At 68.6% G+C, this 24,084-nt stretch carries 17 protein-coding genes, 2 tRNA genes and 3 pseudogenes; 11 read left to right on the top strand and 11 right to left on the bottom strand.

The features are described from left to right. Positions 1-27: 27 nt before the first annotated feature. Positions 28-1,275, bottom strand: coding sequence for an IS256 family transposase (locus HUJ41_RS05630; RefSeq protein ID WP_179872331.1), 1,248 nt, complete (start codon positions 1,273-1,275; stop codon positions 28-30). 121 nt (positions 1,276-1,396) lie between these two features. Continuing rightward, positions 1,397-1,810 (bottom strand): annotated as a pseudogene (locus HUJ41_RS05625) (AAA family ATPase); the annotation flags it as partial. A gap of 60 nt (positions 1,811-1,870) precedes the next feature. Between HUJ41_RS05625 and HUJ41_RS05620 the strand changes: the two are divergent. Further along, positions 1,871-3,016, top strand: a pseudogene (locus HUJ41_RS05620) (IS3 family transposase); the annotation flags it as partial. Between the two features lie 16 nt (positions 3,017-3,032). Here HUJ41_RS05620 and mobF read toward each other — a convergent pair. Then, positions 3,033-4,853 (bottom strand): annotated as a pseudogene (gene mobF / locus HUJ41_RS05615) (MobF family relaxase); the annotation flags it as partial. A 202-nt stretch (positions 4,854-5,055) separates the two neighbouring features. On the opposite strand from mobF, the gene HUJ41_RS05610 reads away from it, so the two are divergent. Both HUJ41_RS05610 and HUJ41_RS05605 read left to right on the top strand, forming a co-directional pair. Then, a protein-coding gene (locus HUJ41_RS05610) for an IS3 family transposase (RefSeq protein ID WP_179873113.1) occupies positions 5,056-6,221 on the top strand; the annotation gives its coding sequence in 2 pieces (ribosomal slippage) (positions 5,056-5,340 and positions 5,343-6,221; 1,164 coding nt in all). Positions 6,222-6,414: 193 nt separating this feature from the next. Further along, positions 6,415-8,115, top strand: a complete 1,701-nt coding sequence (locus HUJ41_RS05605) for a recombinase family protein (protein WP_179873889.1) — start codon at positions 6,415-6,417, stop codon at positions 8,113-8,115. On the opposite strand, the gene HUJ41_RS05600 is transcribed toward HUJ41_RS05605, so the two are convergent. Beyond that, positions 8,075-8,147: transfer RNA gene (locus tag HUJ41_RS05600), tRNA-Val, on the bottom strand. The genes HUJ41_RS05605 and HUJ41_RS05600 overlap by 41 nt on opposite strands. Before the next feature lie 168 nt (positions 8,148-8,315). On the opposite strand from HUJ41_RS05600, the gene aceE reads away from it, so the two are divergent. From aceE to HUJ41_RS05570, 6 genes are all read left to right on the top strand, one after another. Continuing rightward, positions 8,316-11,042 carry a pyruvate dehydrogenase (acetyl-transferring), homodimeric type gene (gene aceE, locus HUJ41_RS05595; protein ID WP_179873690.1) on the top strand — a complete coding sequence of 909 codons (2,727 nt, stop codon included), beginning with the start codon at positions 8,316-8,318 and terminating at the stop codon, positions 11,040-11,042. 73 nt (positions 11,043-11,115) lie between these two features. Beyond that, positions 11,116-12,291, top strand: a complete 1,176-nt coding sequence (locus HUJ41_RS05590; RefSeq protein ID WP_179873888.1) for a PucR family transcriptional regulator — start codon at positions 11,116-11,118, stop codon at positions 12,289-12,291. A 112-nt stretch (positions 12,292-12,403) separates the two neighbouring features. Then, complete coding sequence (locus HUJ41_RS05585; protein WP_179873689.1) at positions 12,404-13,318, top strand: ACP S-malonyltransferase; 915 nt, start codon at positions 12,404-12,406, stop codon at positions 13,316-13,318. Next, positions 13,315-14,322, top strand: coding sequence for a beta-ketoacyl-ACP synthase III (locus tag HUJ41_RS05580; RefSeq protein WP_179873688.1), 1,008 nt, complete (start codon positions 13,315-13,317; stop codon positions 14,320-14,322). The genes HUJ41_RS05585 and HUJ41_RS05580 overlap by 4 nt, the downstream gene beginning before the upstream one ends. A gap of 82 nt (positions 14,323-14,404) precedes the next feature. Continuing rightward, on the top strand, positions 14,405-14,653 hold the full coding sequence (locus HUJ41_RS05575) for an acyl carrier protein (protein WP_152584058.1): 249 nt from the start codon (positions 14,405-14,407) through the stop codon (positions 14,651-14,653). Between the two features lie 98 nt (positions 14,654-14,751). Continuing rightward, entirely contained in the window at positions 14,752-15,984 is a 1,233-nt protein-coding gene (locus tag HUJ41_RS05570) for a beta-ketoacyl-[acyl-carrier-protein] synthase family protein (RefSeq protein WP_179873687.1), read from the top strand. A 211-nt stretch (positions 15,985-16,195) separates the two neighbouring features. Here the strand turns inward: HUJ41_RS05570 and HUJ41_RS05565 are convergent, their stop codons facing one another. Continuing rightward, positions 16,196-16,705: a DUF3145 domain-containing protein gene (locus tag HUJ41_RS05565; RefSeq protein ID WP_179873686.1), complete on the bottom strand. Its 510-nt coding sequence runs from the start codon at positions 16,703-16,705 to the stop codon at positions 16,196-16,198. 175 nt (positions 16,706-16,880) lie between these two features. On the opposite strand from HUJ41_RS05565, the gene HUJ41_RS05560 reads away from it, so the two are divergent. Beyond that, positions 16,881-17,435: a PadR family transcriptional regulator gene (locus HUJ41_RS05560; RefSeq protein ID WP_179873685.1), complete on the top strand. Its 555-nt coding sequence runs from the start codon at positions 16,881-16,883 to the stop codon at positions 17,433-17,435. Between the two features lie 12 nt (positions 17,436-17,447). Here the strand turns inward: HUJ41_RS05560 and HUJ41_RS05555 are convergent, their stop codons facing one another. The 6 genes from HUJ41_RS05555 to HUJ41_RS05530 form a co-directional block, all read right to left on the bottom strand. After that, on the bottom strand, positions 17,448-19,157 hold the full coding sequence (locus tag HUJ41_RS05555) for a bifunctional 3'-5' exonuclease/DNA polymerase (RefSeq protein WP_179873684.1): 1,710 nt from the start codon (positions 19,155-19,157) through the stop codon (positions 17,448-17,450). Between the two features lie 217 nt (positions 19,158-19,374). Continuing rightward, a complete protein-coding gene (locus HUJ41_RS05550; RefSeq protein WP_179873683.1) occupies positions 19,375-20,199 on the bottom strand; it encodes a DUF1684 domain-containing protein in 825 nt (274 codons plus the stop codon). Positions 20,200-20,252: 53 nt separating this feature from the next. Beyond that, positions 20,253-21,023 (bottom strand): hypothetical protein, encoded by a 771-nt coding sequence (locus HUJ41_RS05545; RefSeq protein ID WP_179873682.1) that lies wholly within the window; start codon positions 21,021-21,023, stop codon positions 20,253-20,255. A 27-nt stretch (positions 21,024-21,050) separates the two neighbouring features. Next, positions 21,051-21,124 (bottom strand) — tRNA-Ile (locus HUJ41_RS05540). Positions 21,125-21,179: 55 nt separating this feature from the next. Then, the gene (locus tag HUJ41_RS05535) at positions 21,180-22,445 is read right to left on the bottom strand and encodes a glycosyltransferase (protein WP_246299335.1); all 1,266 of its coding nucleotides are present in this window, start codon (positions 22,443-22,445) and stop codon (positions 21,180-21,182) included. A gap of 106 nt (positions 22,446-22,551) precedes the next feature. Further along, entirely contained in the window at positions 22,552-23,469 is a 918-nt protein-coding gene (locus HUJ41_RS05530; protein ID WP_179873681.1) for a DMT family transporter, read from the bottom strand. Between the two features lie 41 nt (positions 23,470-23,510). Here HUJ41_RS05530 and def point away from each other — a divergent pair, with 41 nt between their 5' ends. Further along, positions 23,511-24,077 carry a peptide deformylase gene (def, locus tag HUJ41_RS05525; RefSeq protein ID WP_179873680.1) on the top strand — a complete coding sequence of 189 codons (567 nt, stop codon included), beginning with the start codon at positions 23,511-23,513 and terminating at the stop codon, positions 24,075-24,077. The last annotated feature ends 7 nt before the right edge of the window (positions 24,078-24,084 follow it).

The following is a 24,084-nucleotide window of genomic DNA, read 5'->3' as shown; positions in this document are numbered from 1 at the left end:
AAGTGGTGTAACGGCTGATCCTTCGCTTTAGGCGCTGAGAGCGATGAAGGTGTCGGCGACCACCTCGTCTCCGTTGTTGGGCAGCACCCGCATGCGGGAGCGTGCCAGGACCTCCAGGCCCAAGTAGCGGCGCCCCTCTGCCCACTCATCGGTCTGCTCGGCCAGAACGCCGCCGACCAGGCGGATGACGCTGTCGCGGTTGGGGAAGATGCCCACGGAGTCGGTGCGGCGGCGGATCTCGCGGTTGAGGCGCTCGTTGGGATTGTTCGACCAGATCTGCGACCAGACATCTTTGGGGAACTCGGTGAAGGCGAGAATGTCGGCCCGAGCGGTATCGAGGTGCTCGGCGACCGCGGGGAGCTTCTCGGCGACGTAATCCAGGGTCCGATCGAACTGGGCGTGGACGTCGGAGGCGGTGGGCTGGTCATAGACGGAGTGCAGCATCGCCTTCACCGCCGGCCACATGCTCTTCGGGGTCACGCTCATCAGGTTCGCCGCGTAGTGGGTGCGGCAGCGTTGCCAGGTGGCGCCGGGCAGGTTCGCTGCGATCGCGTCCTTTAAGCCGGCGTGCGCGTCACTGGTGACGAGCTGCACGCCGGTGAGCCCGCGGGCGACGAGGTCGGCGAAGAACGCATTCCACGCCGACCCGGTCTCGCTCGTGGCCGTCTGCAGGCCGAGGACTTCCCGGCGGCCGTCGCCGTTGACCCCGGTGGCGATCAGCACGACCGTGTTCACCACCCGGCCGCCCTCGCGAACCTTCATCGTGAGAGCGTCGGCAGCCACGAACGTGAACGGGCCCGCCTCGACCAAAGACCGGTGCCGGAAGTCGGCAACCTGCTCGTCGAGCTCGGCAGCCATCCGCGAGACCTGCGACTTCGATAGAGCGTTGATGCCGAGAGTCTTCACCAGCTTGTCCATCCGCCGGGTGCTCACCCCGGCGAGGTAGCAGTCGGCAATCACGGTGATCAGAGCCGCCTCGGAGCGTTTCCTGCGCTCCAGCAGCCACTCCGGAAAGTAGGTGCCCGATCGTAGTTTCGGGATCGCGACATCGATCGTGCCGATGCGAGTGTCCAGGTCACGGTGCCGGTAGCCGTTGCGGTGCGTCACCCGATCAGGGCTGGGCTTGCCCCACTCGGCGCCGACCACAGCGTCGGCATCAGCGGACAGCAGGGCGTTGATCATGGTCTGCAGCAAATGCCTCATCAAATCCGGCGACGCCTCCGAGAGGGCTTCACCCAGAACGGTCGCAGGGTCGACAATGTGTGGAGCGGTCATCGTGTTGATGCCTTTCGAGTGGAGGTAAGAGACTTCTCGAAGGATCACACGGTGACCGCGTCCACGTCAGCAACGACGTGCGCGACCACCGTGCGTTACACCACTATGTGGGACTCCACTTTCCGCTGAGGGTGTCGTCGCGCCAGGCAGTGTAGGCGGCGTCAATCATCGCCTCAGTGTCGCCGCCGGTGATGCGGCCATGTTCGGCGTAGGCATCTATGGCTTCTGGGTGACCGTGGCGGAGATCAAGGGTGGCCGTCTTCTCCCATGCGTTGACGAAGCGGTGGACATCGACCAGTTCCGGGGCATCGTCGCGGTCGTGCACGAGGAGGGAGAATGCGCCGCCGACGGTGACGGATTGCAGTTGCGCCCAGTCACCCACGAGCAGCACCTTCGCCCCGACCTCTACCGCGTGCGCCGTGATCCGGTCGAGCGAAAGGGCGCCGGCGAGAGATGCTTCGTCCACGATCACGAGCTGCCCATTACGGAACGACGCGCCGGCGTTCTGGTGGTGGCCTGACCCCAGATTTTCGGTCCGTTCGTTATGAGAGTCGTCTTGTTGCCCCGCTCGTCGGGGAGGAAGACTGGATTCATCATGACCACGAGAAGGCGCCGGCACACGCCGGAACAGATCGTTCGCAAGCTCGGCATCGCTGACCGTGTCCTGGCCGATGGCGGCGACGTTGCAGCTGCCTGCCGGGAGCTCGGCGTGTCGGAGCAGACCTACTACCGGTGGCGCAACCAATACGGCGGCCTGAAAGCAGAAGACGCGAAACGGCTCAAAGAGCTCGAGAAACAGAACGCGACCTTGAAGCGACTGCTGGCTGAGGCGGAGCTGGAGAAGGCGGCGTTGAAGGAGCTGGCAGAGGGAAACTTTTAGGCCCGGGCAGACGCCGCGCCGCGATCCGTCACTTGCTGAGCGTGTTCGACATCAGTGAGCGGATGGCGTGTCGTCTGGTCGGGCTGAGCAGATCGGCCTGGCGCCGACCCTTGGTCTCGGAGACCTGCGCCGACCCAGACGCTGCATTGCGGACGTGGCTGCGAGCGTGGGCGAAGACTCATCCTCGGCGCGGCTACCGCAACGCCCACGCCGACGCCGTCGGTGAGGGCTGGGTGGTGAACGTCAAGAAGATCCAACGGCTCTGGCGTGAGGAAGGCCTGCGGGTGATCGTGCGTCGTCGCCGCAAACGCGTCGGCGCCTCCACCGCTGAACCTATCCCGGCTGACGCGCCTAACACGGTGTGGGCGGTGGATTTCCAGTTCGATGCCACCGAGAACGGTCGCAACCTGAAGATCGCCTCGATCATCGATGAGCACACCCGCGAATGCGTCGGCGGGCTCGTGGAGCGCTCGATCACCGCCGACCGGCTCGTGGACGAACTGGAGCGCATCGTCGCCCACCGTGGCCTGCCGACTGTGTTGCGGTGCGACAACGGGCCCGAGTTCGTCTCCCAAACCCTCGCCGACTGGGCGAACGACTCGGTGGGGATCTCCTACATTCCGCCGGGCCAGCCGTGGCGCAACGGCTACGTGGAATCGTTCAACTCCCGCATTCGCGACGAGTGTTTGAACCTGAACAGTTTCTACAGCCTGCACCATGCCCGGGTCGTGATCGGCGACTGGAAAAGGGACTACAACCATGGCCGTCGCCACTCCGCGCTCGGCTACCGGACCCCGGCGGCCTATGCTCGGGACTGCACGCATCGAAACCCGTGACGACTCCCAAACGGCGTGGACCGAAACACGGGGTCAGGCCAGTGGTCTTGCCACCACTTCGCGGTGTTCTCCGTCCGGATACCGAGATCATCGGCAAGGACCTGCGCGGCCACCGCCGACGGTGCGAGGCCGACGACGCTGCCACGCCTATGCTCACGCTCCCACGCGGTGCGCAAGGCGCGCATCGCCGTAGTCTTCCCGGCACCGGCCGGGCCGACGAGCACATCGACAGCCCGACCGGAGATTGCCACCCCGGTAAGTGCTGTGGCCTGATCATCGCTGAGGAAGCGTCCCTCACGATCCGGGCGCCGGGTGACCTTCTCGATGGTCTCCATCGGAACCGCGGGTGCAGTGGTGCTGCGGGCGCGGTCGAGGAGCCGATCTTCTGCGGCGAGGATGCCCGGTGATGAGTAGACCGTTGATCCCACTGGTCGGAACCTGCTGGTGTCATCGGACCTGCGGAACACGGCAGGACTCGAGGCCAGTTCCGGCGGTGTCAGCCGAATCGACGCGCGTTCCGCGGCATCGACGACCATCCCGACGATCGCCTCACGATCTTGCGTGGTCGCGAATCTGTAAGGCATGGTCTGGCGTGCGGCCTCGGCGGTGAGGTTCCACTTCCGCCAGGTCGACCGCTTCTCACCGACCGCCTCGACCACGCTGCGCCCTAGCGAGTCGATCATGTCCACCGGCATGTCGTCCGCGCGCAGCAGCAGTGGTGTGTCGTTTGCGGTGACGGTGCGGGCCCAGCGGGTGGCGTCTTCATCGAGGAGGTGCGACGCCCGTTTCCGCCACTCACCGGTGAGGTGCGCGAGGGACCGGACCTGTTTCTCGGGGCGCGTCGCCAATGTCGCTTGAGCACGCAGTTTGATGATTGTTGCGAGTGATGGTTGTCTGCCGTGGCGGGCGACGTACTCGGCGATGAGACGGTTCTTCTCCTCGTCTATCTGCCGGGACCGGGACGAGAACTCGGCCACCAGCATCTCCGGCACCTTCGTGATCGCCCAGGCGGGGTTGCGGTCGCGTCCCATGTCTCGGGCTTCCCACTCGACCCCGAACGTGCGGGTGAGGTGGTCAGCGAAGACGGCTTCGTGCAGTTCGGAGAGCGCAACGGTGGCGGCGTGCAGGGGCCGCCCGTCGAGGGAGCGCCATTTGCCGTCGTGGACGGTCTGCACCTTGTTCGAGATCACCACATGCGTGTGCAGGTGCGGATCGCCCGCACGTGAGTCGTAGTGATCGAACGCGGTCGCGATCACCCCGGAGACATCGGCTTGCGCAACCGCTCCATTGCGTCCTGTCGCGCCGACACGGGTTGCAGCAATCTCGCGCTCGATGAACGCAACCATCTCCGCAACCGCCGCATGATGCGCATCCGCAATCAGCGATTGCGTCCCCGCGTCCGACACAGCCCACAGCACCGACGCGGACTTCGGAATCGAGAACGTGAAATCGAACCCCGCAACCGCCTTCCGCGCGCCCCGTGCGCTCTCCTCAACCTCGATTGCAGCGACGGCTTCGGCACGCTCAGTCACGGGGAGGTGAATGTCAAGGCGTGCGGTGCGGCGCTCGATCCGCTCGGTCACGGTCGGGTACTTCCGATACGGGCTCCCGAGCGCCTGGTCAGTGACCGGGTCTCGACCTTGACCGATCAGACGTTGAAGCTGCGCCTCGGAAACCTCATCGCCGACAGCGATCGAACCGTCACCGAGTGCGGTGACGGCTGACCCTATCCACCGCCCGGGCGGTGTTCCTTCCTCGGTGTAGTACTTCGTGAGTGGTGTGGAGAGCACGCGGTCGACGTCACCGGTGGCGACCGTGCGCAGGAGGTACTTGTAGCCGTCACCGGCTGACATCACCCGCATCGAAACCGTCACACCGTCCAGGTGGACATTGCGAGCATGAACTCATTCGTAGCTACGTGCTAGACAACGAAGTCCTCCCAGTCTTCGGTTGTTTCGACCCCACTCGCACCACGCCGGTTGATTGTGAGCCACCCGGGGCTGCTGCACGGTTAGGTGACACCTGATCTGTGGTGCCGGAAGGTGCCGCTGGGAGGATGTCATCATGCCCAAGCCCTATCCCCGTGAGTTCCGCGACGATGTCGTAGCCGTCGCCCGACGCCGTGAAGATGGTGTGACCCTGAAACGGGTCGCGGCCGACTTCGGCATCAGCGAGACCTGTCTGCAGAACTGGCTGCGCCAAGCCGACGTCGAAGAATCCCGCCGTCCAGGAGTCACCGCGACCGAGGCCGGTGAGCTGCGTGAACTGCGTAAGCGGAACCGTCTGCTGGAGCAGGAGAACGAGGTGCTGCGCCGAGCGGCCGCCTATTTGTCGCAGGCGAACCTGCCGGCAAAATGATGTACCCGCTCGTCCGCGAGCTGGCCGCCGACGGGATCCCCGTCGCGGTGACGTGTCGGGTGCTGAAGATCGCACGGCAACCGTTCTATCGGTGGCTACGACAGCCGATCACCTCCACCGAGTGGACTCAAGCTCACCTGGTCAACGCGATCATCGACGCCCACGCCGACGACCCCGAGTTCGGGTATCGCCTCATCGCCGACGAGGTGCGAGATGCCGGCTTCGCGGTCTCGGAACGCACCGTGTGGCGCCGATGCTCCGAAAATCGGGTGTGGTCGGTGTTCGGCAAGAAGCGCAACGGGAAAGCAGGCAGGCCCGGCCCGCCCGTGTTCGACGACCACGTCCTGCGCGACTTCACCGCCGATGCACCCAACCGGCTGTGGCTAGTGGACATCACCGAACATCGCACGAGGCAGAACAAGCTCTACCTCTGCGCGATCAAAGATGTCTTCAGCAACCGCATCGTGGGCTACGCCATGGACTCCCGCATGAAGGCCTCACTGGCCGTACGAGCGTTGGAGAACGCCGTCGCCCGGCGCGGCAAAGTCGCTGGCTGCATCGTCCACTCGGATCGAGGATCGCAATTTCGATCCAGGAAATTCGCCCTCACCCTGCGCCGCCACAACCTCATCGGATCGATGGGTCGCGTCGGAGCTGCCGGCGACAACGCAGCCATGGAGAGCTTCTTCAGCCTGCTGCAGAACAACGTCCTCAACCGCCGCTCCTGGGCAACCCGTGACGACCTGCGCATCGCGATCATCACCTGGATCGAGAGGACCTATCACCGGCGACGCCGACAAGCGCGCCTGGGTCGATTGACACCGATCGAGTTCGAGACAATCATGACCAACACCGTGGCCCTCGCGGCCTAACCGAAACTGTCACCTATCCGTGCAGCAGCCCCACCCGACGCCACGGTCTTCACAGGCCGGGTGCGCAGTCTCTTTGCCCTTGTGGCTTACCCCGGTTTCTTACCGGCGGACGTGTTTCCCGTTTACGAGTCGCACCGCGTGACGCTTCGCCGTCACGTTGGCTCCCACCCATCGGTGAGAGGAAGCACGACTCATGACTTTGGCACCCCCGGCGCCACCCACCAGCATCGACCGACTTGGCGAGACCACCACCCTCGCTGTCTCTTATCTGCGTGTCTCCACCAAGGAGCAGGCAGAGCGCGGCGGCCGCGATGAGGGATTCTCCATCCCCGCGCAACGCGACGCGAACCTCCGCAAAGCCCGCGACCTGAACGCGATCGTGGTTGAGGAGTTCATCGACGCGGGAGAGTCCGCGCGCAAGGCCGACCGGCCCGAGCTGATGCGGATGATCGAGTACGTCAAGACCCACCAGGTCGCGTACTGCATCGTCCACAAGGTCGACCGCCTCGCCCGTAACCGTGCCGACGATGTCGCGATCCACCTCGCCCTCAAAGACGCTGGCGTGATCCTCGTGTCCGCGACAGAGAACATCGATGAGACGCCGTCGGGGATGCTGTTGCACGGCATCATGTCCACGATCGCGGAGTTCTACTCCCGAAACCTCGCCAGCGAGGTCGCCAAAGGCATGACTCAGAAAGCCGCCACCGGCGGTACTGTCGGCCGTGCACCCATCGGGTACCTCAACGTCCACAAGCGTGACGAGCTCGGCCGCGACGTTCCCACCGTGATTCCTGACCCGGAGCGCGCGGCGCTGGTGCGGTGGGCGTTCGAGGCGTACGCGACGGGAAACTACTCGACCTCGATGCTGCACAGCGAACTCATCGACCGCGGCCTCACGAGCGTGCCGACCCCGAAGCGGCCAGCGAAAGCGCCGGGGTTGTCCACGATCCAGCAGATGCTCTCCAACCCGTACTACAAGGGCGACGTGATCTTCCGGGGCGCACGCTACGACGGGCTCCACGAACGGCTCGTGAGCGCGGAGCTCTGGTACCGGGTGCAGAACGTCCTCACCGCGCACCAAGTCTCTGGGGAGAAGACCCAGACCCACGAGCACTATCTGAAAGGGTCCGTGTACTGCGGCGACTGCGGCTCCCGACTCATGGTCACCCACGCGAAGAATGGGAAGGGCATCGTCTACCCGTATTTTATCTGCGCAGGCCGGCACTCCAAACGCACGAACTGTGTCCGTCAGGCCATGCCGATCGAGCACATCGAACACCAGGTCGAGGACTACTACCGGCGCGTGCAGATACCCGAGCACATCGTCACCGCGCTCAGGCAGATGCTCGTGCGCCAGTTCGATGACCTCCACACCGCGAACAAAGCAGCACGACATACCCTCGCCGCAGAGCGCGACGAGCTCCGCGACGAACGCCGCAGCCTGCTCCACGCCCACCACGCCGGAGCGGTCCCGCTTGATCTCCTCAAAGAAGAACAGGACCGCATAGCGAGGCGGTTGGTGTTTCTCGACGCGCAGATCGACGCGGGGCAGATCGAGTACGACCAGGCCAAGGCGCACCTCGAAGACTGCCTTGCTCTGGCGTGTGACATGCATGCGATCTACATGAGCATTGACGACTCACTCCGACGCATCTGCAACCAGGCGTTCTTCGAGCGCATCCACGTCTACGAGATCGAGAACGTCGACACTGTGACGGCAGAGCACGGCGAGCCGTTCGATGCGCTGCTCGACCCGAACCTCCACGCGGCAGCGCTGGCCTATCAGGCCAGCGTGCGCGCGGGAGAGGATGTCAAACCTGCGGACGTCGCAAGTTTGAACATCGACTATTGGGTGGGCCCTGACGGACTCGAACCGCCGACATCCTCGGTGTAAACGAGGCGCTCTACCAACTGAGCTAAGAGCCCGACGACGAGAATGCTACTGCTCCGAGGGCCGCCGCGCCTCACGCCGACCGGTCACGGGAGGTGCAGGTGGGCATGACTAGACTCGATCACGCTCGAAACGGTCTCCCGCCGCAACCCGGTGCTGACGACCGACGACACACTCTGTCTACCACCAGGAAGAGGTCAAGGGTGACGGTCAACGACCAGGATCCGTACTCGGTCAAGCACACAGACTCCGATCCGGAAGAGACCAGCGAATGGAATGAGTCGCTCGACGCGGTCGTTCAGGCTCGCGGTCCGCAGCGAGGGCGCGAGATCATGCTCAGCCTCCTCAAGCGCTCGAAGGAGCTGCACCTCGGCGTGCCGATGGTGCCGACGACGGACTACCTCAACACGATCGCCCCCGAGAACGAGCCGGCCTTCCCGGGCGACGAGGAGATCGAGCGCCGCTACCGCGCGTGGATCCGCTGGAACGCCGCGATCACTGTGCACCGCGCGCAGCGGCCGAACATCGCCGTCGGCGGTCACATATCCACCTACGCGTCGAGCGCGGCACTGTACGAGGTCGGGCACAACCACTTCTTCCGCGGCGCCGAGCACCCCACGGGCGGCGACCAGATCTTCTACCAGGGCCACGCCTCCCCCGGCATGTACGCGCGCGCCTACCTCGAGGGCCGCCTCACGACAGACCAGCTCGACGGTTTCCGTCAGGAGAAGTCGCACCCCAGCGGCGGCCTCTCGAGCTACCCGCACCCGCGTCTCATGCCGACGTTCTGGCAGTTCCCGACCGTGTCGATGGGCCTGGGCCCGATCAACGCCATCTACCAGGCGCAGCTCAACAAGTACGTCACCAATCGCGGCATCGCCGAGGCCGACGACTCGCAGGTCTGGGCCTTCCTTGGCGACGGCGAGATGGACGAGGTCGAGAGCCGCGGCGCACTGCAACTCGCCGCGAACGATGGGCTCGACAACCTCAACTTCATCATCAACTGCAACCTGCAGCGCCTCGACGGCCCGGTGCGCGGCAACGGCAAGATCATCCAGGAACTCGAGAGCTTCTTCCGCGGTGCCGGATGGAACGTCATCAAGGTCATCTGGGGTCGAGAGTGGGATGCCCTGCTCGCGAACGACCACGAGGGCGCGTTGCGCGACCTCATGAACCGCACCCCCGACGGCGACTACCAGACGTACAAGGCCGAGTCGGGTGCGTTCATCCGCGAGCACTTCTTCGGGCGCGACCCGCGCACGGCGGCGATGGTCGAGCACATGAGCGACGACGAGATCTGGAACCTCAAGCGCGGTGGCCACGACTACCGCAAGGTCTACGCCGCGTTCAAGGCTGCGAGCGAGCACACCGGCCAGCCGACGGTCATCCTCGCGAAGACGGTCAAGGGCTACGGGCTCGGCCCGAGCTTCGAGGGCCGCAACGCGACGCACCAGATGAAGAAGCTCACGCTCGACAACCTCAAGCAGTTCCGTGACGAGATGCGCATCCCGATCACCGACGCCGAGCTCGAGAAGGACCCGTACCAGCCGCCCTACTACCACCCGGGCAACGACGACCCGGCGATCCAGTACCTGCACGAGCGCCGGCGCGAGCTCGGCGGCTTCGTGCCCGAGCGCCGCACGAAGTACACGCAGATCTCGCTCCCCGACGAGACGACGTACGACATCGTGAAGAAGGGCTCGGGCAAGCAGGAGATCGCCACGACGATGGCCTTCGCGCGACTGCTCAAGGACCTCCTGCGGTCGAAGGACTTCGGTCACCGCATCGTGCCGATCATTCCGGATGAGGCGCGCACCTTCGGTATGGACGCCTACTTCCCGTCCTCGAAGATCTACAACCCGGCCGGCCAGCACTACACGAGCGTCGACCGCGAGCAGCTGCTCGCCTACAAGGAGAGCCCGCAGGGTCAGATTCTGCACACGGGCATCAATGAGGCGGGCGCGGTCGCCGCGTTCACGGCCGTCGGTACGAGCTACGCGACGCACGGCGAGCCGCTCATCCCGGTCTACGTCTTCTACTCGATGTTCGGCTTCCAGCGCACGGGCGATGCCTTCTGGGCAGCCGGCGACCAGATGGCGCGCGGCTTCGTCATCGGTGCGACCGCGGGTCGCACGACCCTGACCGGAGAGGGTCTCCAGCACGCTGACGGGCACTCGCCGCTGCTGGCGAGCACCAACCCGGCCGTCGTGTCCTACGACCCCGCGTTCGGCTTCGAGCTCGGCCACATCGTCAAGGCGGGCCTGGAGCGCATGTACGGCGGCGAGCACCCCGACCCGAACGTCATGTACTACCTCACGGTGTACAACGAGCCGCAGGTGCAGCCGGCCGAGCCCGAGAACCTCGATGTCGACGGCGTGCTGCGCGGGCTCTACCTGTACCGGCGCGCCGAGAACATCGGCCCCAAGGCGCAGCTGCTCGCCTCCGGCGTCGCGGTGCCATGGGCGCTCGAGGCCCAGCAGCTGCTCGCCGACGACTGGAACGTCTCCGCCGATGTGTGGAGCGTCACGTCGTGGACCGAACTGCGTCGCGACGGCCTCGCGGCGGAGGAGCACAACTTCCTGCAGCCCGGCGAACGCCCGCGGGTGCCCTACGTGACGCAGAAGCTCGAGGCCGCCGAGGGCCCCGTGGTCGCGGTGAGCGACTTCATGCACGCGGTTCCCGACCAGATTCGGCAGTTCGTGCCGGGCGATTTCGCCACGCTCGGCGCCGACGGCTTCGGCTTCAGCGACACGCGGCCCGCCGCGCGGCGCTTCTTCACGATCGACGGGCCGTCGGTCGTCGTCCGCACACTGCAGCAGCTCGCGCGGCGCGGCGCCGTCGACCCCGCGGTCGTGGGGCAGGCGATCGAGCGCTACCGACTGCACGACGTCACGGCCGGCACCACCGGCGCGGCGGGCGGCGACGCCTGACGCACGCGGCAGCACCGGGTCGCGCGCTCCGGCGCGTGCCCGGTACTCGAGGAAAGGGGTGCACGTGGCCTCGATGACGAAGGCTCAGACGCTCACCTGGTTGCGCAACATCTCGGGCGACCTCGCGTCGGAGACGCTCAAGCAACTCGACGACACACTGCCCTGGTACGGCACGATGCCGCCGAGCAGGCGCTCCGCCGTCGGACTCGTCGCGCAAGCAGGCATCACCTCCTTCATCAGCTGGTACGACGACCCGAGCTCGCAGCCCTGGATCGCCGCGGATGTCTTCGATGCCGCGCCGCGCGAACTGCTGCGCTCGGTGAGCCTCCAGCAGACCCTGCAGCTCATCCGCGTCGTGGTCGAGGTCGTCGAGGAGCGCGTCAAGGGCCGCGATGAGAGCGTGCGCGAGGCGATACTGCTCTACAGCCGCGAGATCGCCTTCGCCGCCGCGGACGTCTACGCGCGCGCCGCGGAGGCGCGCGGACTCTGGGATGCCCGGCTCGAGGCCCTCGTCGTCGACTCGATCCTCAGCGGCGAGTACGACAACGAGTTGCCCAGCCGCATCGCCGCCCTTGGCTGGAACGGCCACGGCGAGGTGTGCGTGCTCGTCGGCACGACACCACGCATCGTCGACGTCGACCAGGTTCGTCGCGTGGCGCGCCACGTGGACGCCGACGTGCTCATCGGAGTGCAGGGCAATCGCCTCGTCGTCGTCATCGGTCGCGCTACTCCGCGCGGCGAGGAGAGCACCGGCGCCCCGCCGAGTCACACCTTCGCCCAGATAGCCGAAGCGCTTGAGCCCAGTTTCGGAGAGGGTCACCTCGTGCTCGGCCCCGAGGTCCCCGACGTCGTCGAGGCCGGCAAGAGCGCCAAGGCCGCCCTCGCCGGATTCGCCGTCGCGCGCTCGTGGCGCAACGCTCCGCGCCCCACCCACGCCGACGATCTGCTGCCTGAACGTGCTCTCGCGGGCGACCCGATCGCCCGCCGCACCCTCATCGACCGCATCTACACGCCGCTCAAGAACCATAACGTAGAACTGCTCGCGACCCTCTGGGCGTACCTCGACAACGGGCGCAGTCTGGAGGCGACGGCGCGCGAACTGTTCGTGCATCCCAACACGGTCCGCTACCGCCTCAAGCGCATCAGCGAGGTCATCGGATGGGATGCGACGGGGTCGCGGGAGGCGCTCATCCTGCAGTGCGCCCTCATCGTCGGCTCGATCGCGGAGCCCGGAGGGCCCCGGCGCTGAGTCGCCGTGACCCTCGCCGCGTGCCACTGTAGAGACCGGACAACACCGTGACGACTTTGTTCACGACCTCCACCAGCACCCGACCGCAACCCCCTTTGGGAGGATGGAACTCATGATCGTCGTCGTCGCCCCCGGCCAGGGCTCGCAGTCCCCCGGCTTCCTCGCACCCTGGCTCGAAGACCCCGCTCACCGTGCGACCCTCGACCGCTACTCCGCCGCGACCGGCCTCGATCTCGCTGCGCACGGTACGGAGTCCGACGCCGACACCATCCGCGACACGGCCGTCGCCCAGCCCCTCATCGTCGCCGCGAGCCTGCTGAGCGCCTCTGCTCTGCTCGACGGCCGCCGCCACCGCGTCGGCGCGGTCGCGGGTCACTCGGTCGGCGAGTTCGCCGCCGCCGCCCTCGCGGGCGTGCTCTCGGAGGAGGATGCTCTGCGCCTCGTCCGCGAGCGCGGGCTCGCGATGGCCGACGCGGCCGCTCTCGTGCCCACGGGCATGAGCGCCGTCATCGGAGGCGACGCCGACGCCCTCGCAGCGCGCATCACCGAACTCGGCCTCGAGGCGGCCAACGTCAACGGGGGCGGCCAGACCGTCGTCGCGGGCGAGCTCGCGAACCTCGAGGCTCTCGCCGCCGACCCCGTGCCCGGCACCCGCGTCATCCCGCTCCAGGTCGCCGGCGCCTTCCACACGAGCTACATGGGCGACGCCGTGGAGCGCGTGCGCACGGCAGCCGACGGCATCGCGGTGGGCGACCCCAGCATCCGCCTCTACACGAACCGCAACGGGAGCGTCGTCGAGACCGGCGCGGCCTTCCTCGACCTGCTCATCGGGCAGATCTCCTCACCCGTGCGGTGGGACTCCTGCATGGAGTCGATGGCGGCCGACGGCGTCACCGGCATCATCGAGCTGCTGCCCGGCGGAGCCCTCACGGGTCTCGCGAAGCGCGGGCTGCGTGGCGTGCCGAGCGTCGCGATCAAGACCCCCGACGACCTTCCCGCCGCGATCGAGATGCTGGAGAACGCATGAGCCCCGCGAGTCTGACCCAGTCCACGGGCGTGCCGTACACGCGCATCCACGCTGTCGGCGCGGCACGCGGCGACGTCATCGTGCCCAACGACGACATCGTCGGGCCGATCGAGTCCTCCGACGAGTGGATCCGCCAGCGCACGGGCGTCATCACCCGCACCCGCGCGAGTGCGAACGTGCAGGCGGTCGATCTCGCCGAGGCCGCCTCGCGCGAGGCCATCCAGAAAGCCGGCATCAGCCCGAGCGACGTCGGCGCGGTCATCGTCTCGACCATCAGCAACACCGTGCAGACGCCCTCCCTGGCCTCGCTCCTCACCGAGCGCATCGGGGCGACCCCGGCGCCCGCCTACGATGTCTCCGCCGCGTGCGCCGGCTACGCCTACGGCATCGCCCAAGCGGATGCCCTCATCCGCGCCGGCGCGGCCCGCTACGTGCTCGTGGTCGGCGCCGAGAAGCTCAGCGATTTCGCCAAGCCCACCGACCGCACCATCTCCTTCCTGCTCGGGGACGGCGCCGGGGCCGCGATCGTCGGTCCCGCCGACGAGCCCGGCATCGGGGCGACCGTCTGGGGCTCCGACGGCTCCAAGTGGGACGCCGTCGGCATGGACCGCCCCCTCAAAGAGGCCTTCGACGACCCCGACGGCGAGTACCCCACCCTGCGCCAGGAAGGCCAGACGGTCTTCCGCTGGGCAGTGTGGGAGATGGCCAAGGTCGCGAAGCAGGCCCTCGACGCCGCGGGAGTGACGGCCGACGACCTCGCCGCCTTCATTCCGCACCAGGCCAACATGCGCATCATCGATGAGTTCGCCAAGCAGCTCGCTCTGCCCGAGCACGTCGTCGTCGGGCGAGACATCGCCACGACCGGCAACACCTCGGCGGCGTCGATACCGCTCGCGACGCATCGACTGCTCGCCGAGCATCCCGAACTGAGCGGGGGCCTCGCCCTCCAGATCGGCTTCGGAGCCGGCCTCGTCTTCGGCGCCCAAGTGGTGCGCTTGCCCTAGCCCCGCGCGGCCTCCCCCGACCCCGACCGCACCCCGCCCTAGGATGGGAGGCGGTCATACACACCCCCTAGGAGACAACACCATGGCACTGTCCACCGAAGAAGTTCTCGCCGGCCTCGCCGAGCTCATCAATGACGAGACCGGAATCTCGACCGACTCGGTCGCTCTCGACAAGTCGTTCACCGACGACCTCGACATCGACTCGATCTCGATGATGACGATCGTCGTGAACGCGGAAGAGAAGTTCGACGTCAAGATCCCCGACGAAGAGGTCAAGAACCTCAAGACCGTCGGTGACGCCGTCACCTACATCGTGGGCGCCCAGGGCTGACCTGACCCGCGAGTGCGCGCCGATGCCGGGGCCAGGACGCCCCGGCGCCGCCCCGGCATCGGCGCACACGCCCGAAACACCTGCAGAGAGTTGACGCTATGACCACCATCGTCGTCACCGGAATCGGTGCCACCTCCCCGCTCGGCGGGACCGCCCGCGACAGCTGGGATGCCCTGCTGCGCGGCGAATCCGGCGTGCGCGCCCTCGAGCACGACTGGGTCGCCCAGCACGAGTTGCCCGTCACCTTCGCCGCCGAGGCCGCCGTGCGCCCCTCCGAGGTGCTCGAACGCCAGGAGATCAAGAGACTCGACCCCTCGGCCCAATTCGCGCTCATCGCCGCGCGCGAAGCCTGGGCCGACGCGGGTACCCCCGACATCGACCCCGAGCGCATCCTCGTCGACTACGCGACCGGTATCGGCGGCCTCTGGACGCTCCTCGAGGCCTGGGACGTGCTCAAGGAGAAGGGCCCGCGCCGGGTCCTTCCCATGACGATCCCCATGCTCATGCCCAACGCCGCCGCCGCCGCGATCAGCATGGATCTCGGCGCTCGTGCCGGCGCGCGCACGGTCGTCTCCGCATGCGCCTCGGGCACCGAGGCGATCGCGAACGCCTACGAGCACCTCCAGCTCGGTCTCGCCGATGTCGTAGTCGCCGGCGGTACCGAAGCGGTCGTGCATCCCCTCCCCATCGCCGCGTTCGCGGCCATGCAGGCGCTCTCCCGCCGCAACGACGACCCCGCCGCCGCCTCGCGGCCGTACGACGTCGACCGCGACGGCTTCGTGCTCGGCGAGGGCGCCGCGGCCCTCGTGCTCGAGACGAAGGAGCACGCGCTCGCTCGTGGCGCTCGCATCTACGCCGAGCTCGCTGGCGGCTCCGTGACCTCCGACTCCTTCCACATCACCGCGCCCGACCCCGAGGGTTCGGGGGCAGCGCGCGCCGTCATCGCCGCTCTCGAGCAGGCCGGCGCCACGCCGTCGGAGGTGTCGCACATCAACGCGCACGCGACCTCGACGCCCGTGGGCGACGTCGCCGAGTACGCGGCCCTCGCGCGCGTCTTCGGTGACCGGGTCGGGTCGATCCCCGTGTCGGCGACGAAGGCCTCCACCGGGCACCTGCTCGGCGGCACGGGCGCTCTCGAGGCGGTCTTCACGATCCTCGCGCTGCACGAGCGCACCGCTCCCCCGACCATCAACGTCGACAACCAGGACGAGCGGATTCCGCTCGACGTCGTGACGTCGCCGCGCGCGCTCGGCGACGGGCCGTTGCTCGCCCTGTCGAACTCGTTCGGCTTCGGCGGCCACAACTCGGTCGTCGCGTTCCGCAGCGTCTGAGCGTCTGACTTACTGACGCTCGCGCGTCGCGCCCAGCGCCGGTCGGTGCTGCCGCCTCCATCCGCGTGGGCGATCTCCACAACTCAGGAGATCGCGTCTGGAAGGACGTGCGACACGCCGATCAGGTGCCCCGAGCACGCGTCAAACCGGCGCAACTCCTGAATTGTGGAGATGACGCGCGGGTGGGCGGGCGCGGAGCGCGGCGGGCCGGTCAGCCGGCGCGGTGGCGCAGCCAGACCACGCGGCTGCCCTCGTCACCCGCGTGGCGGAATGCCTCGAGCTCGTCGTCCCACGCCTGACCCAGGGCCAGACGCAGTTCGCGGTGCAGCTCGAGGGCGTTGCTGCCGGCGACCTCCATCGCGTACCGCACGCGATCTTCGGGGATGACGGTGTTGCCCGCGGCATCCGTCTGGGCGAAGAAGATGCCGAGGTCGGGCGTGTGCATCCAGCGGCCTCCGTCGGAGCCGAGCGCAGCATCCTCGGTCACCTCGAAGCGCAAGTGCTCCCAGCCGCGCAACGCGCTCGCGATCTTCGCACCGCTGCCCGCCTCGCCCTCCCAGACGAACTCGGCGCGCTGGGTTCCGGGGAGGACAGGCTGCTCGATCCAGTCGAAGTTGACGGCGCGGTCGATGGCGCGACCTGCAGCCCACTCGATGTGGGGGCAGAGCGCGCGGGGAGCGGAGTGCACGAACAGCACTCCGCGAGCCGATGCAGTAGCCACAGTTCACTCCGTTTCGTTCAGGTGCGACTTCCCCATCGACCTGGCTCGGAGTGAGCGTGCAGCGTATTCGGTTGGAACGGTTGCCCGTCAGGGCCCATTATCCACCCAGCACGCCAGAAATCACAAGAGTGTGATTATCGGGATGCCCGGCCGGCGTCTCGCCTAGGCTGAAGCCATGACGCTGCGACACTCCCTCCTCGCCGTCCTCACCCTCGGGCCCGCCTACGGGTATCAGCTGCACGGCGAGGTCGTCGAGCGCACGCGACGCGACACCCCGCTCAACGTCGGGCAGGTCTACTCGACCCTGGACCGGCTGCGCCGCGACGAGCTCATCGCCTCCGCCGGCATCACCGACGACCATCTCCCGCTCTACGAGCTCACCGACGACGGGATCATCGAGGCGCGCATGCACCTCACCGAGCCGGACATCGCCGACTGGCACGACATGGTCGAGCGCATCCTCCTGGCGCTCTCCCTCCCGGGAAGCCACCACGACACCCTCGTCGCCAACTACCGCCGCCTGTGGGAGCCGTACGCGGGCGCCTCGAGCGAGACCCTCGACCCCACGGGAGGTCAGGCCCAGGCCGCCGCCGAGCACGCAGCACGACTGCTGCGCTCCGCCGCGCTCGCGTGGCTCGACTCCCTGCCCGACATCGAGCCGTGGCCGCTGCGCACGGATCGCCGTCGCCGTGGCCGCCGTGCGGCGGAGACCGTGCATCCGCCGACCTGACCGTCACGCGCGCTACTTCGCTTCGCTGTAGCGCTGCACAGCGGCGACCGTGACCGGAAACGTCACCGGCGTGGCCCCGAACACGATGCGGCCCGCCTCCGCCGCCGCCTCACGCAGCGCCGACTCCACGTCGCTCACGCGGTGCGCAGGAGCGTGCACCACGAGCTCGTCGTGGAGGAAGAACGCGAGGTGCGGCTGCCCCTCCAGGGGGCCGCCCTCCGCTGCCCACAGTCTGCGACGCACACCCGCGAGCCACGCGAGGGCCCACTCGGCCGCCGTGCCCTGCACGACGAAGTTGCGCGTGAAGCGACCCCACGACCGGGCATCGGTGCGCGCCGCGCGCCGCAGGCCCTCCGACGCTCCCTCCGCGGCCGCGTGCGACTGGCGGTCGAGCCACTCCGCGCTCGGCGGCGGAGAGGTGCGGCCGAGATGCGTCGTCACGGAGCCACCGCGCTCCCCCGTGCGGGCCGCCGCCTCGACGAACGCGATCGCGGCCGGGAACGAGCGGGCGAGGCGCGGCAGCACGCGGGCGCTCTCACCGGTCGTTCCGCCGTACATGGCCCCGAGCATCCCCAGCTTCGCGTGCTCGCGAGAATCGACGACGCCCCGCTCCACCATGCCCGCATACAGATCGACACCCGCGCCGGCGCGCGCCATCGCCTCGTCACCGGAGAGAGCGGCGAGGATGCGCGGCTCGAGCTGCGCCGCGTCGGCGACCACGAGCATCCACCCCTCGTCGGCCCGCACGGCCGGACGCACCTGCCGCGGCAGCTGCAGCGCGCCGCCCCCGTCGGAAGCCCAGCGCCCACTGCTCGCACCGGCCGGCAGGAAGACCGGGCGGAAGCGACCGTCGTGCACCCACTCGTCGAGCCACGCCCAGCCGTTCGCCGTCCACAGCCGCGCGAGGCTCTTGTACTGCAGGAGCGGCTCGATCGCCGGGTGCGCCAGCCGCTGCAGCTCGCGCTGCTGCGTCGTCGCCACCTCGAGGCCCGCGCGGCGCAGCGCCCGGATGAGCTCGGTCGGCGAGTCGAGCGCCACGGGGCCGACGCCGAGTCGCCGGGTCACCTCGGCCGCCAGCTCGTCGAGACGCGCCGGGCGCCCACCCACCGGAGGGCGAGGCCCGAGAACGGCGGTGAGCAGAGCATCGTGGTCGCGCTCGCTCCACGGCAGGCCCACGTGGGTCATCTCCGCGGCCGCGAGGGCCCCGGCCGACTCCGCCGCGGCGAGCAGCGTGAGATCACGGGACCGGGGGTGCGCGGCGATCACGGCGAGGTGCTCGCGATAGGTGGCGACGGCGGGCGGCGCGAGCGGAGCATCCTGCCCCCATACGGAGTGCGCGGGGGCGCTGCCGGGGCCGCTGGGGAGATCGCTGTCTAGGTCGCTGTCGAGGTCGAAGAGCGTGTCGCCGTGCCGCTGCCGGGTGGCGGCAGGTGCGCCCCAGTCGGTGCGGGGAGCGCGACCCTCGATGCCCGCGAGCAGGCGGTCGACGAGGCGCAGATCGTGGCAGCGCTCGACGCGCACGCCCGCGGCGAGCAGCGGCGGGTACCACTGCGCCGTGTCGGTCCACACCCAGCGCGGATGCTCTGCCTCTCGCTCGGCGACGAGGGCGGGCAGTTCGGCCTCGGTCGTGAGGGTGCTCGCGCGATCGTCGCGCGCCGCGCCCGAGTCGTCGACGTCGACGAGCGCGACTGTCGCGCCCCGGCGCTCGACTACGATCGGCATGCGCTCAGTCTGCCGTGTCGCACCGACGCGCCCCGCCGCCCGGTCACCTCCACAACTCAGGAGTTCGCGCGCTCGGAGCCGCGCGACACGCCGCGCACGACCCCGAGAGACGGGTTGCTACCGCTTCGACTCCTGAATTGCGGAGGTGTGCGGGTGGGATGCTCGGCTCGCCGCCGCGCTGGGCGCGAGTGCAGCATCCCGCGCCACGGGACGCGGCTCAGTGCAGGAGCGAGCCGTCCTTCGCGAGCACGTTCTTCTCTCCGGCCTCGATGGGGAACGGGAAGCGGTTCTGCTTCGGCGGCAACGGGCAGTTGAAGTTGTAGCTGAACGCGCACGGGGGCAGGATCGCGAGGTTGAAGTCGAGAGTGATCGAGCCGTCGGCGTTCGGGGCGAGAAACAGGAAGCGCCCGACGCTGTAGGTGGACTCGCCGTTCGTCGCATCGGCGAACACGAGCTGCAGAGCGCGCCCCGCCTTGAAGGCGGCGATGTCGTAGTCGACGCCCTCGTGCGTGAAGCGGATCTCGCCGGGCACGACCTGCTCGCGCGTCTTGCCCTCGTCCTTGAGGTGCTCGAAGCCGACCGTCGTGCCGCCTTCGATCTCGCGGAAGGTGCCCGTCACGACCCAGTCGGGGTTGTAGTCGAAGGCATCGATGCCGCCGAAGTTCTCGATCGCCTCGCTGCGGGCGTCCCACACGCGCAAGGCGTAGGTGCCGCCCTCGCCCGCGATGACGAACCCGGTCGTGTGGTCGTCGAAGACGATGCTGCTCGGCTCGGCATCGTCCTTGCCGCGCACGCGCACAGTGCCGTCGACGAGCTCGCCGTCGACGGTGATGCCGTCGTCGGGCGAGGCCGTCACAAGCAGCCCGCCCTCGGGCGTGGTCGCCCAACGACCGGGCACGCCCCAGATGGTCTGCTCGCCGTCCACCCACTGCGTGTTGACGAGCGCGAGGGGCCCCTGCGGCTGCACGGCGGCGAGGGAGCGCCGCTCGCGGAAGGACGCGTAGCGCTCGAGGGCGGTAGGGGCGGGTGCGGTGTCAGCCATGCACTCATCCTCTCCAAGCGACGGGATGCGCGCCAATCGACGCGCGGGCAGGCTCAGCCCCCGAGGAGCGCGAGCACGAGGACTGCGCCCGCCGGAATGCTCGCGAGGCCGGTGGACGCGATCACGCGCAGGCGTGCGGCGCCCTCGGGCGAGCGCGCCACGCCCGCGGGTCGCGCGATGGCCCACTCCGCGACTGCCCAGGCGGCCGTCACCGCGAGCACGACGAGCGTCGTGACGCGCACGCCGTCGCTCGCCGGCGCGCCGAGCACGATGCCGGTGATCTGCACGAGCGCGATGACACCCCAGGGCACGATCACGAGCACCGTGATAAAGGCGTATGGCCACAGGTGGGCCCGCGACTGGGTCAGCCGCGGTGCGCGATCCTGCAACCACCCGAGGAGGCCGCCGCCGGCGGCGAGCGCGTAGGCGAGGACGATCGTGCTCGCAGCGGCGGCACCATTGAGCAGCGCGATGAAGACGACCGTGATGCCGAGCGACTGGGACACGGCGATCCAGTGCGCGGTCGACGCCGTCGAGGCGCCGAGTGCTCCCCGCGCCGAGCGGTGCACAAGGAACGCCTGCAGGGCTGCCGTCACGAGCAGCACCGCGAGCATGCCGCGCACTGCCTCGGGAGTGAGGAGCGCGCCGGTGACGAGCGGAGCCGAGCCCTCCCCCAGCAGGACGGGAGGCTCGACGAGGACGAGCACGTCGAGGCGCGCCTCGGTGAGCCCGAGCGCGACGAGCGTGCCGAGCGCCTGCAGGGCCAGAACGACCGCGGCGATGCGCGAGTCGGCCGTGCTGGGCACAGCGTGGGCGATGGTCATGAGGCCTCCCGGCGCGAGTCTGAGCGGTAGGGCGGACGGGACTTGAACCCGTGACCGATGGATTATGAGTCCACTGCTCTAACCAGCTGAGCTACCGCCCCGAGGCCCGACGGGCGGGCCGCTCACACTCTACCGAGCGCGCGCTCGTGCCCGACGTCAGTCGCGCGACGAATCCGTGCTGCGAGCGTCGTGACCGCGCGCGTCGGCGTCACTCGCGACGGGTGCGGGCACGTGCTCGCCGCGATAGAGCGCCTCGAACGTGTCGAGCGTGCGGTTGATGTCGTGGTCGGCGACGATCGAGAGGCTCTCGCGCTTGAGGGCGAGCAGCTCGTCGTGCGGCATCGTGAACACCTTCGTCAGCAGCTCCGCGAACCGCGGCACGTCGCCGGGCTCGTAGAGGTAGCCGTTCTCCCCGTCGTGGATGAGGTGCGGCAGGGCCATCGCGTTGGCACCGATGATGGGTAGCCCCGAGGCCATGGCCTCCATGGTCGCGATCGACTGCAGTTCGGCCCGTGAGGGCATGGCGAAGACGGATGCCCGGGTCAGCTGCTGCTTCAGGTACGACTCGGGCGCGTGGCCGGCGAAGTGGACGCGGTGCGAGATGCCGAGCTGCGCGGCGAGCCGCTCGAGGGCGGGGCGCTGCTCGCCGTCGCCGATGATCTCGACCTTGACATCGAGCTCGGGGTCGAGCATGGCGGCTGCGCGCAGCAGCTCGTCGATGTGCTTCTCTGACTCGACACGGCCGAGGAAGAGCACGACGTTCTCGCTGCGCGGCTCGAGGTTGGGCGTGTAGTGGTCGATGTGCAGGCCGCAGCTGATGGGGTAGACGCCCTTCAGGTACGTGTAGCGCTCGATGTAGTCGGCGGCCTTGCGCGTGGGCGTCGTGACCGCCTCGGCGAGCCCGAAGGTGCGGGCGGCCGCGTTCCACGCGGCGCGGATCGCGGGCTCGCGGAAGGGCCCGATGAAGGGCGTGAACTGCAGGCCGTTCTCGGGCATGAAGTGGTTGGTGCCGATGAGGCGGATGCCGCGCTTGACCGCTTCACGAGCGAGCCCCCGGCCGACGACGATGTGGGACTGGAAGTGCACGACGTCGGGCTTGACCTCGTCGAGAAGGCGGGCCGCGTTCGGCTCGATGCGCCACGGCAGTGCGTAGCGCAGCCACGGGTGCGGGTACCAGCGCCACGAGCGCAGTCGATGCACGGTCATGGGCTGGCCCTCGTGCACCTCCACGGAGGTCGAGTTGGGCCCCGACTCGGCTGCCGGAGCGACGACGTGCACCTCGTGCCCGCGCTCGACGAGACCGGCCGCGAGGCGCTCGGCGAACTTGGCCGCACCGTTGACATCGGGCGCGAAGGTGTCGCCCCCGATGAGGACGCGGAGCGGGCGGGAGGTCGCTGCGCCCGTAGGCGGTACGTCAGGCACGTCGATGAGGTTCCTTGAGGTGATCGGCGGACGCCGTCACGGGCGCCGCGGTCGCGAGAGGACCGTCGACCTACGCTATCGCAGGACAGGGCCCGGGCAGGCGAGTTCAACGGTGCGTCTGCGGGTGGTGCTTGGCGAGCTGGATGACGCCGAAGATCGCGACCACCCCGACCACCACGGCGGCGATCGCCGCCACGGGCGGGATGAGCGACGCCTCGCCGAGCACGATCACGCCGATGAGCACCGCGACGAGCGGGTCGACGACCGTGAGGCCCGCGATGACGAGATCGGGTGAGCCCACCGAGTAGGCGGTCTGCACGAAGTACCCGCCGAGCACCGCGGAGGCGAGCAGCGCGATGACGGCGACGCCCGTGAGCCAATCGAGGTTGCCGTTGAGGATGCGGTTGAGGACGACCTTCGCGAGGGTCGCGACGAAGCCGTAGAGCACGCCTGCTCCGACGATGTAGAACATGGCCGTCGCGGTTCTGCGCAGGAGCGCGAAAGCGACGCCGAACCCTGCCGTGACGAGCCCCAGCACGCCGAGCACGATGAGCAGCTGCGTCTGCGTGATCTCCTGCTCCACCGCGTACACCGCCGCGATCGTCACGAAGACGCCGACTCCGCCCACGCACAGGACGATGGCCCGGATGGCACGGCGGTCGAGCTGAATTCTCGACACCCGGGCGTTGACGATCGCGGTGATGACGAGCGCGACGACGCCCAGTGGCTGCACCACGATGAGCGGCGCGAAACCGAGAGCCGTGAGCTGGAAGACGACCGCGAGGGCGAGCATGAGCGAACCGAGCACCCAGGAGGGGCGCGCGAGCAGGTGCAGAATCTGCCGGAGGCTCAGACCCGACTTGGTGCCGTCGCCGTGCATCGCCTCGACCTTGCCGACCCCGCGGTGCTGAAACTGCGCGCCGAGCGAGAGGAACACGGCGCCGACGAGCGCGATCGGGATGCCGATGGCCTGAAAAGGGGTGAGGCTGATCTGCTCGGTCAACTCACTCAGCTCGGGCGGCACCCGGTCAATCTACCGCTCCCGCACTCGATATTCTGAGCAGCATGGCCGTGCTTCCCATCTGCATCACCGGCGAGCCGGTACTGCACTCTCCCGCCGCTCCCGTGGGCGCCATCACCGCCGAGGTGCGCACCCTCGTCGCCGACATGATCGAGACCATGAAGGCCGCTCCCGGCGTGGGTCTCGCCGCTCCGCAGGTGGGGGTGGATGCGCGCATCTTCGTCTACGACTGGCTCGACGAGAACGGCGAGCGGCATCACGGCACGGCCATCGATCCGGAGCTGCTCGTGAGCCCTCCCCCTCTCGGGGAGGCGGACGAGGACGAGGACTCCGAGGGCTGCCTCTCGGTGCCCGGCGAGCGGTTCCCCCTCCGGCGATCGGAGCACGCGCTCCTGCGCGCGACCGACCTCGAGGGGCGCCGGTTCGAGCTCGAGGCGGAGGGCTGGCTCGCCCGCATCCTGCAGCACGAGTACGACCACCTGCAGGGCATCCTGTACGTCGACCGCCTCGCGCATCCGCACGGCAAGGCCGCTCTCAAGGCCATCAAGAGGCAGTCGTGGGGCTCGCCGGGGCAGAGCTGGCTGCCCGGCCGCGATCACCTCGAGGACTGAGCGAGAC

This window comes from Microcella indica, from assembly GCF_013414345.1.
GTDB classification, from domain to species: domain Bacteria; phylum Actinomycetota; class Actinomycetes; order Actinomycetales; family Microbacteriaceae; genus Microcella; species Microcella indica.
Note: the sequence above shows the minus strand (reverse complement) of the source record. Positions and strands in the feature narration are given on the sequence as shown.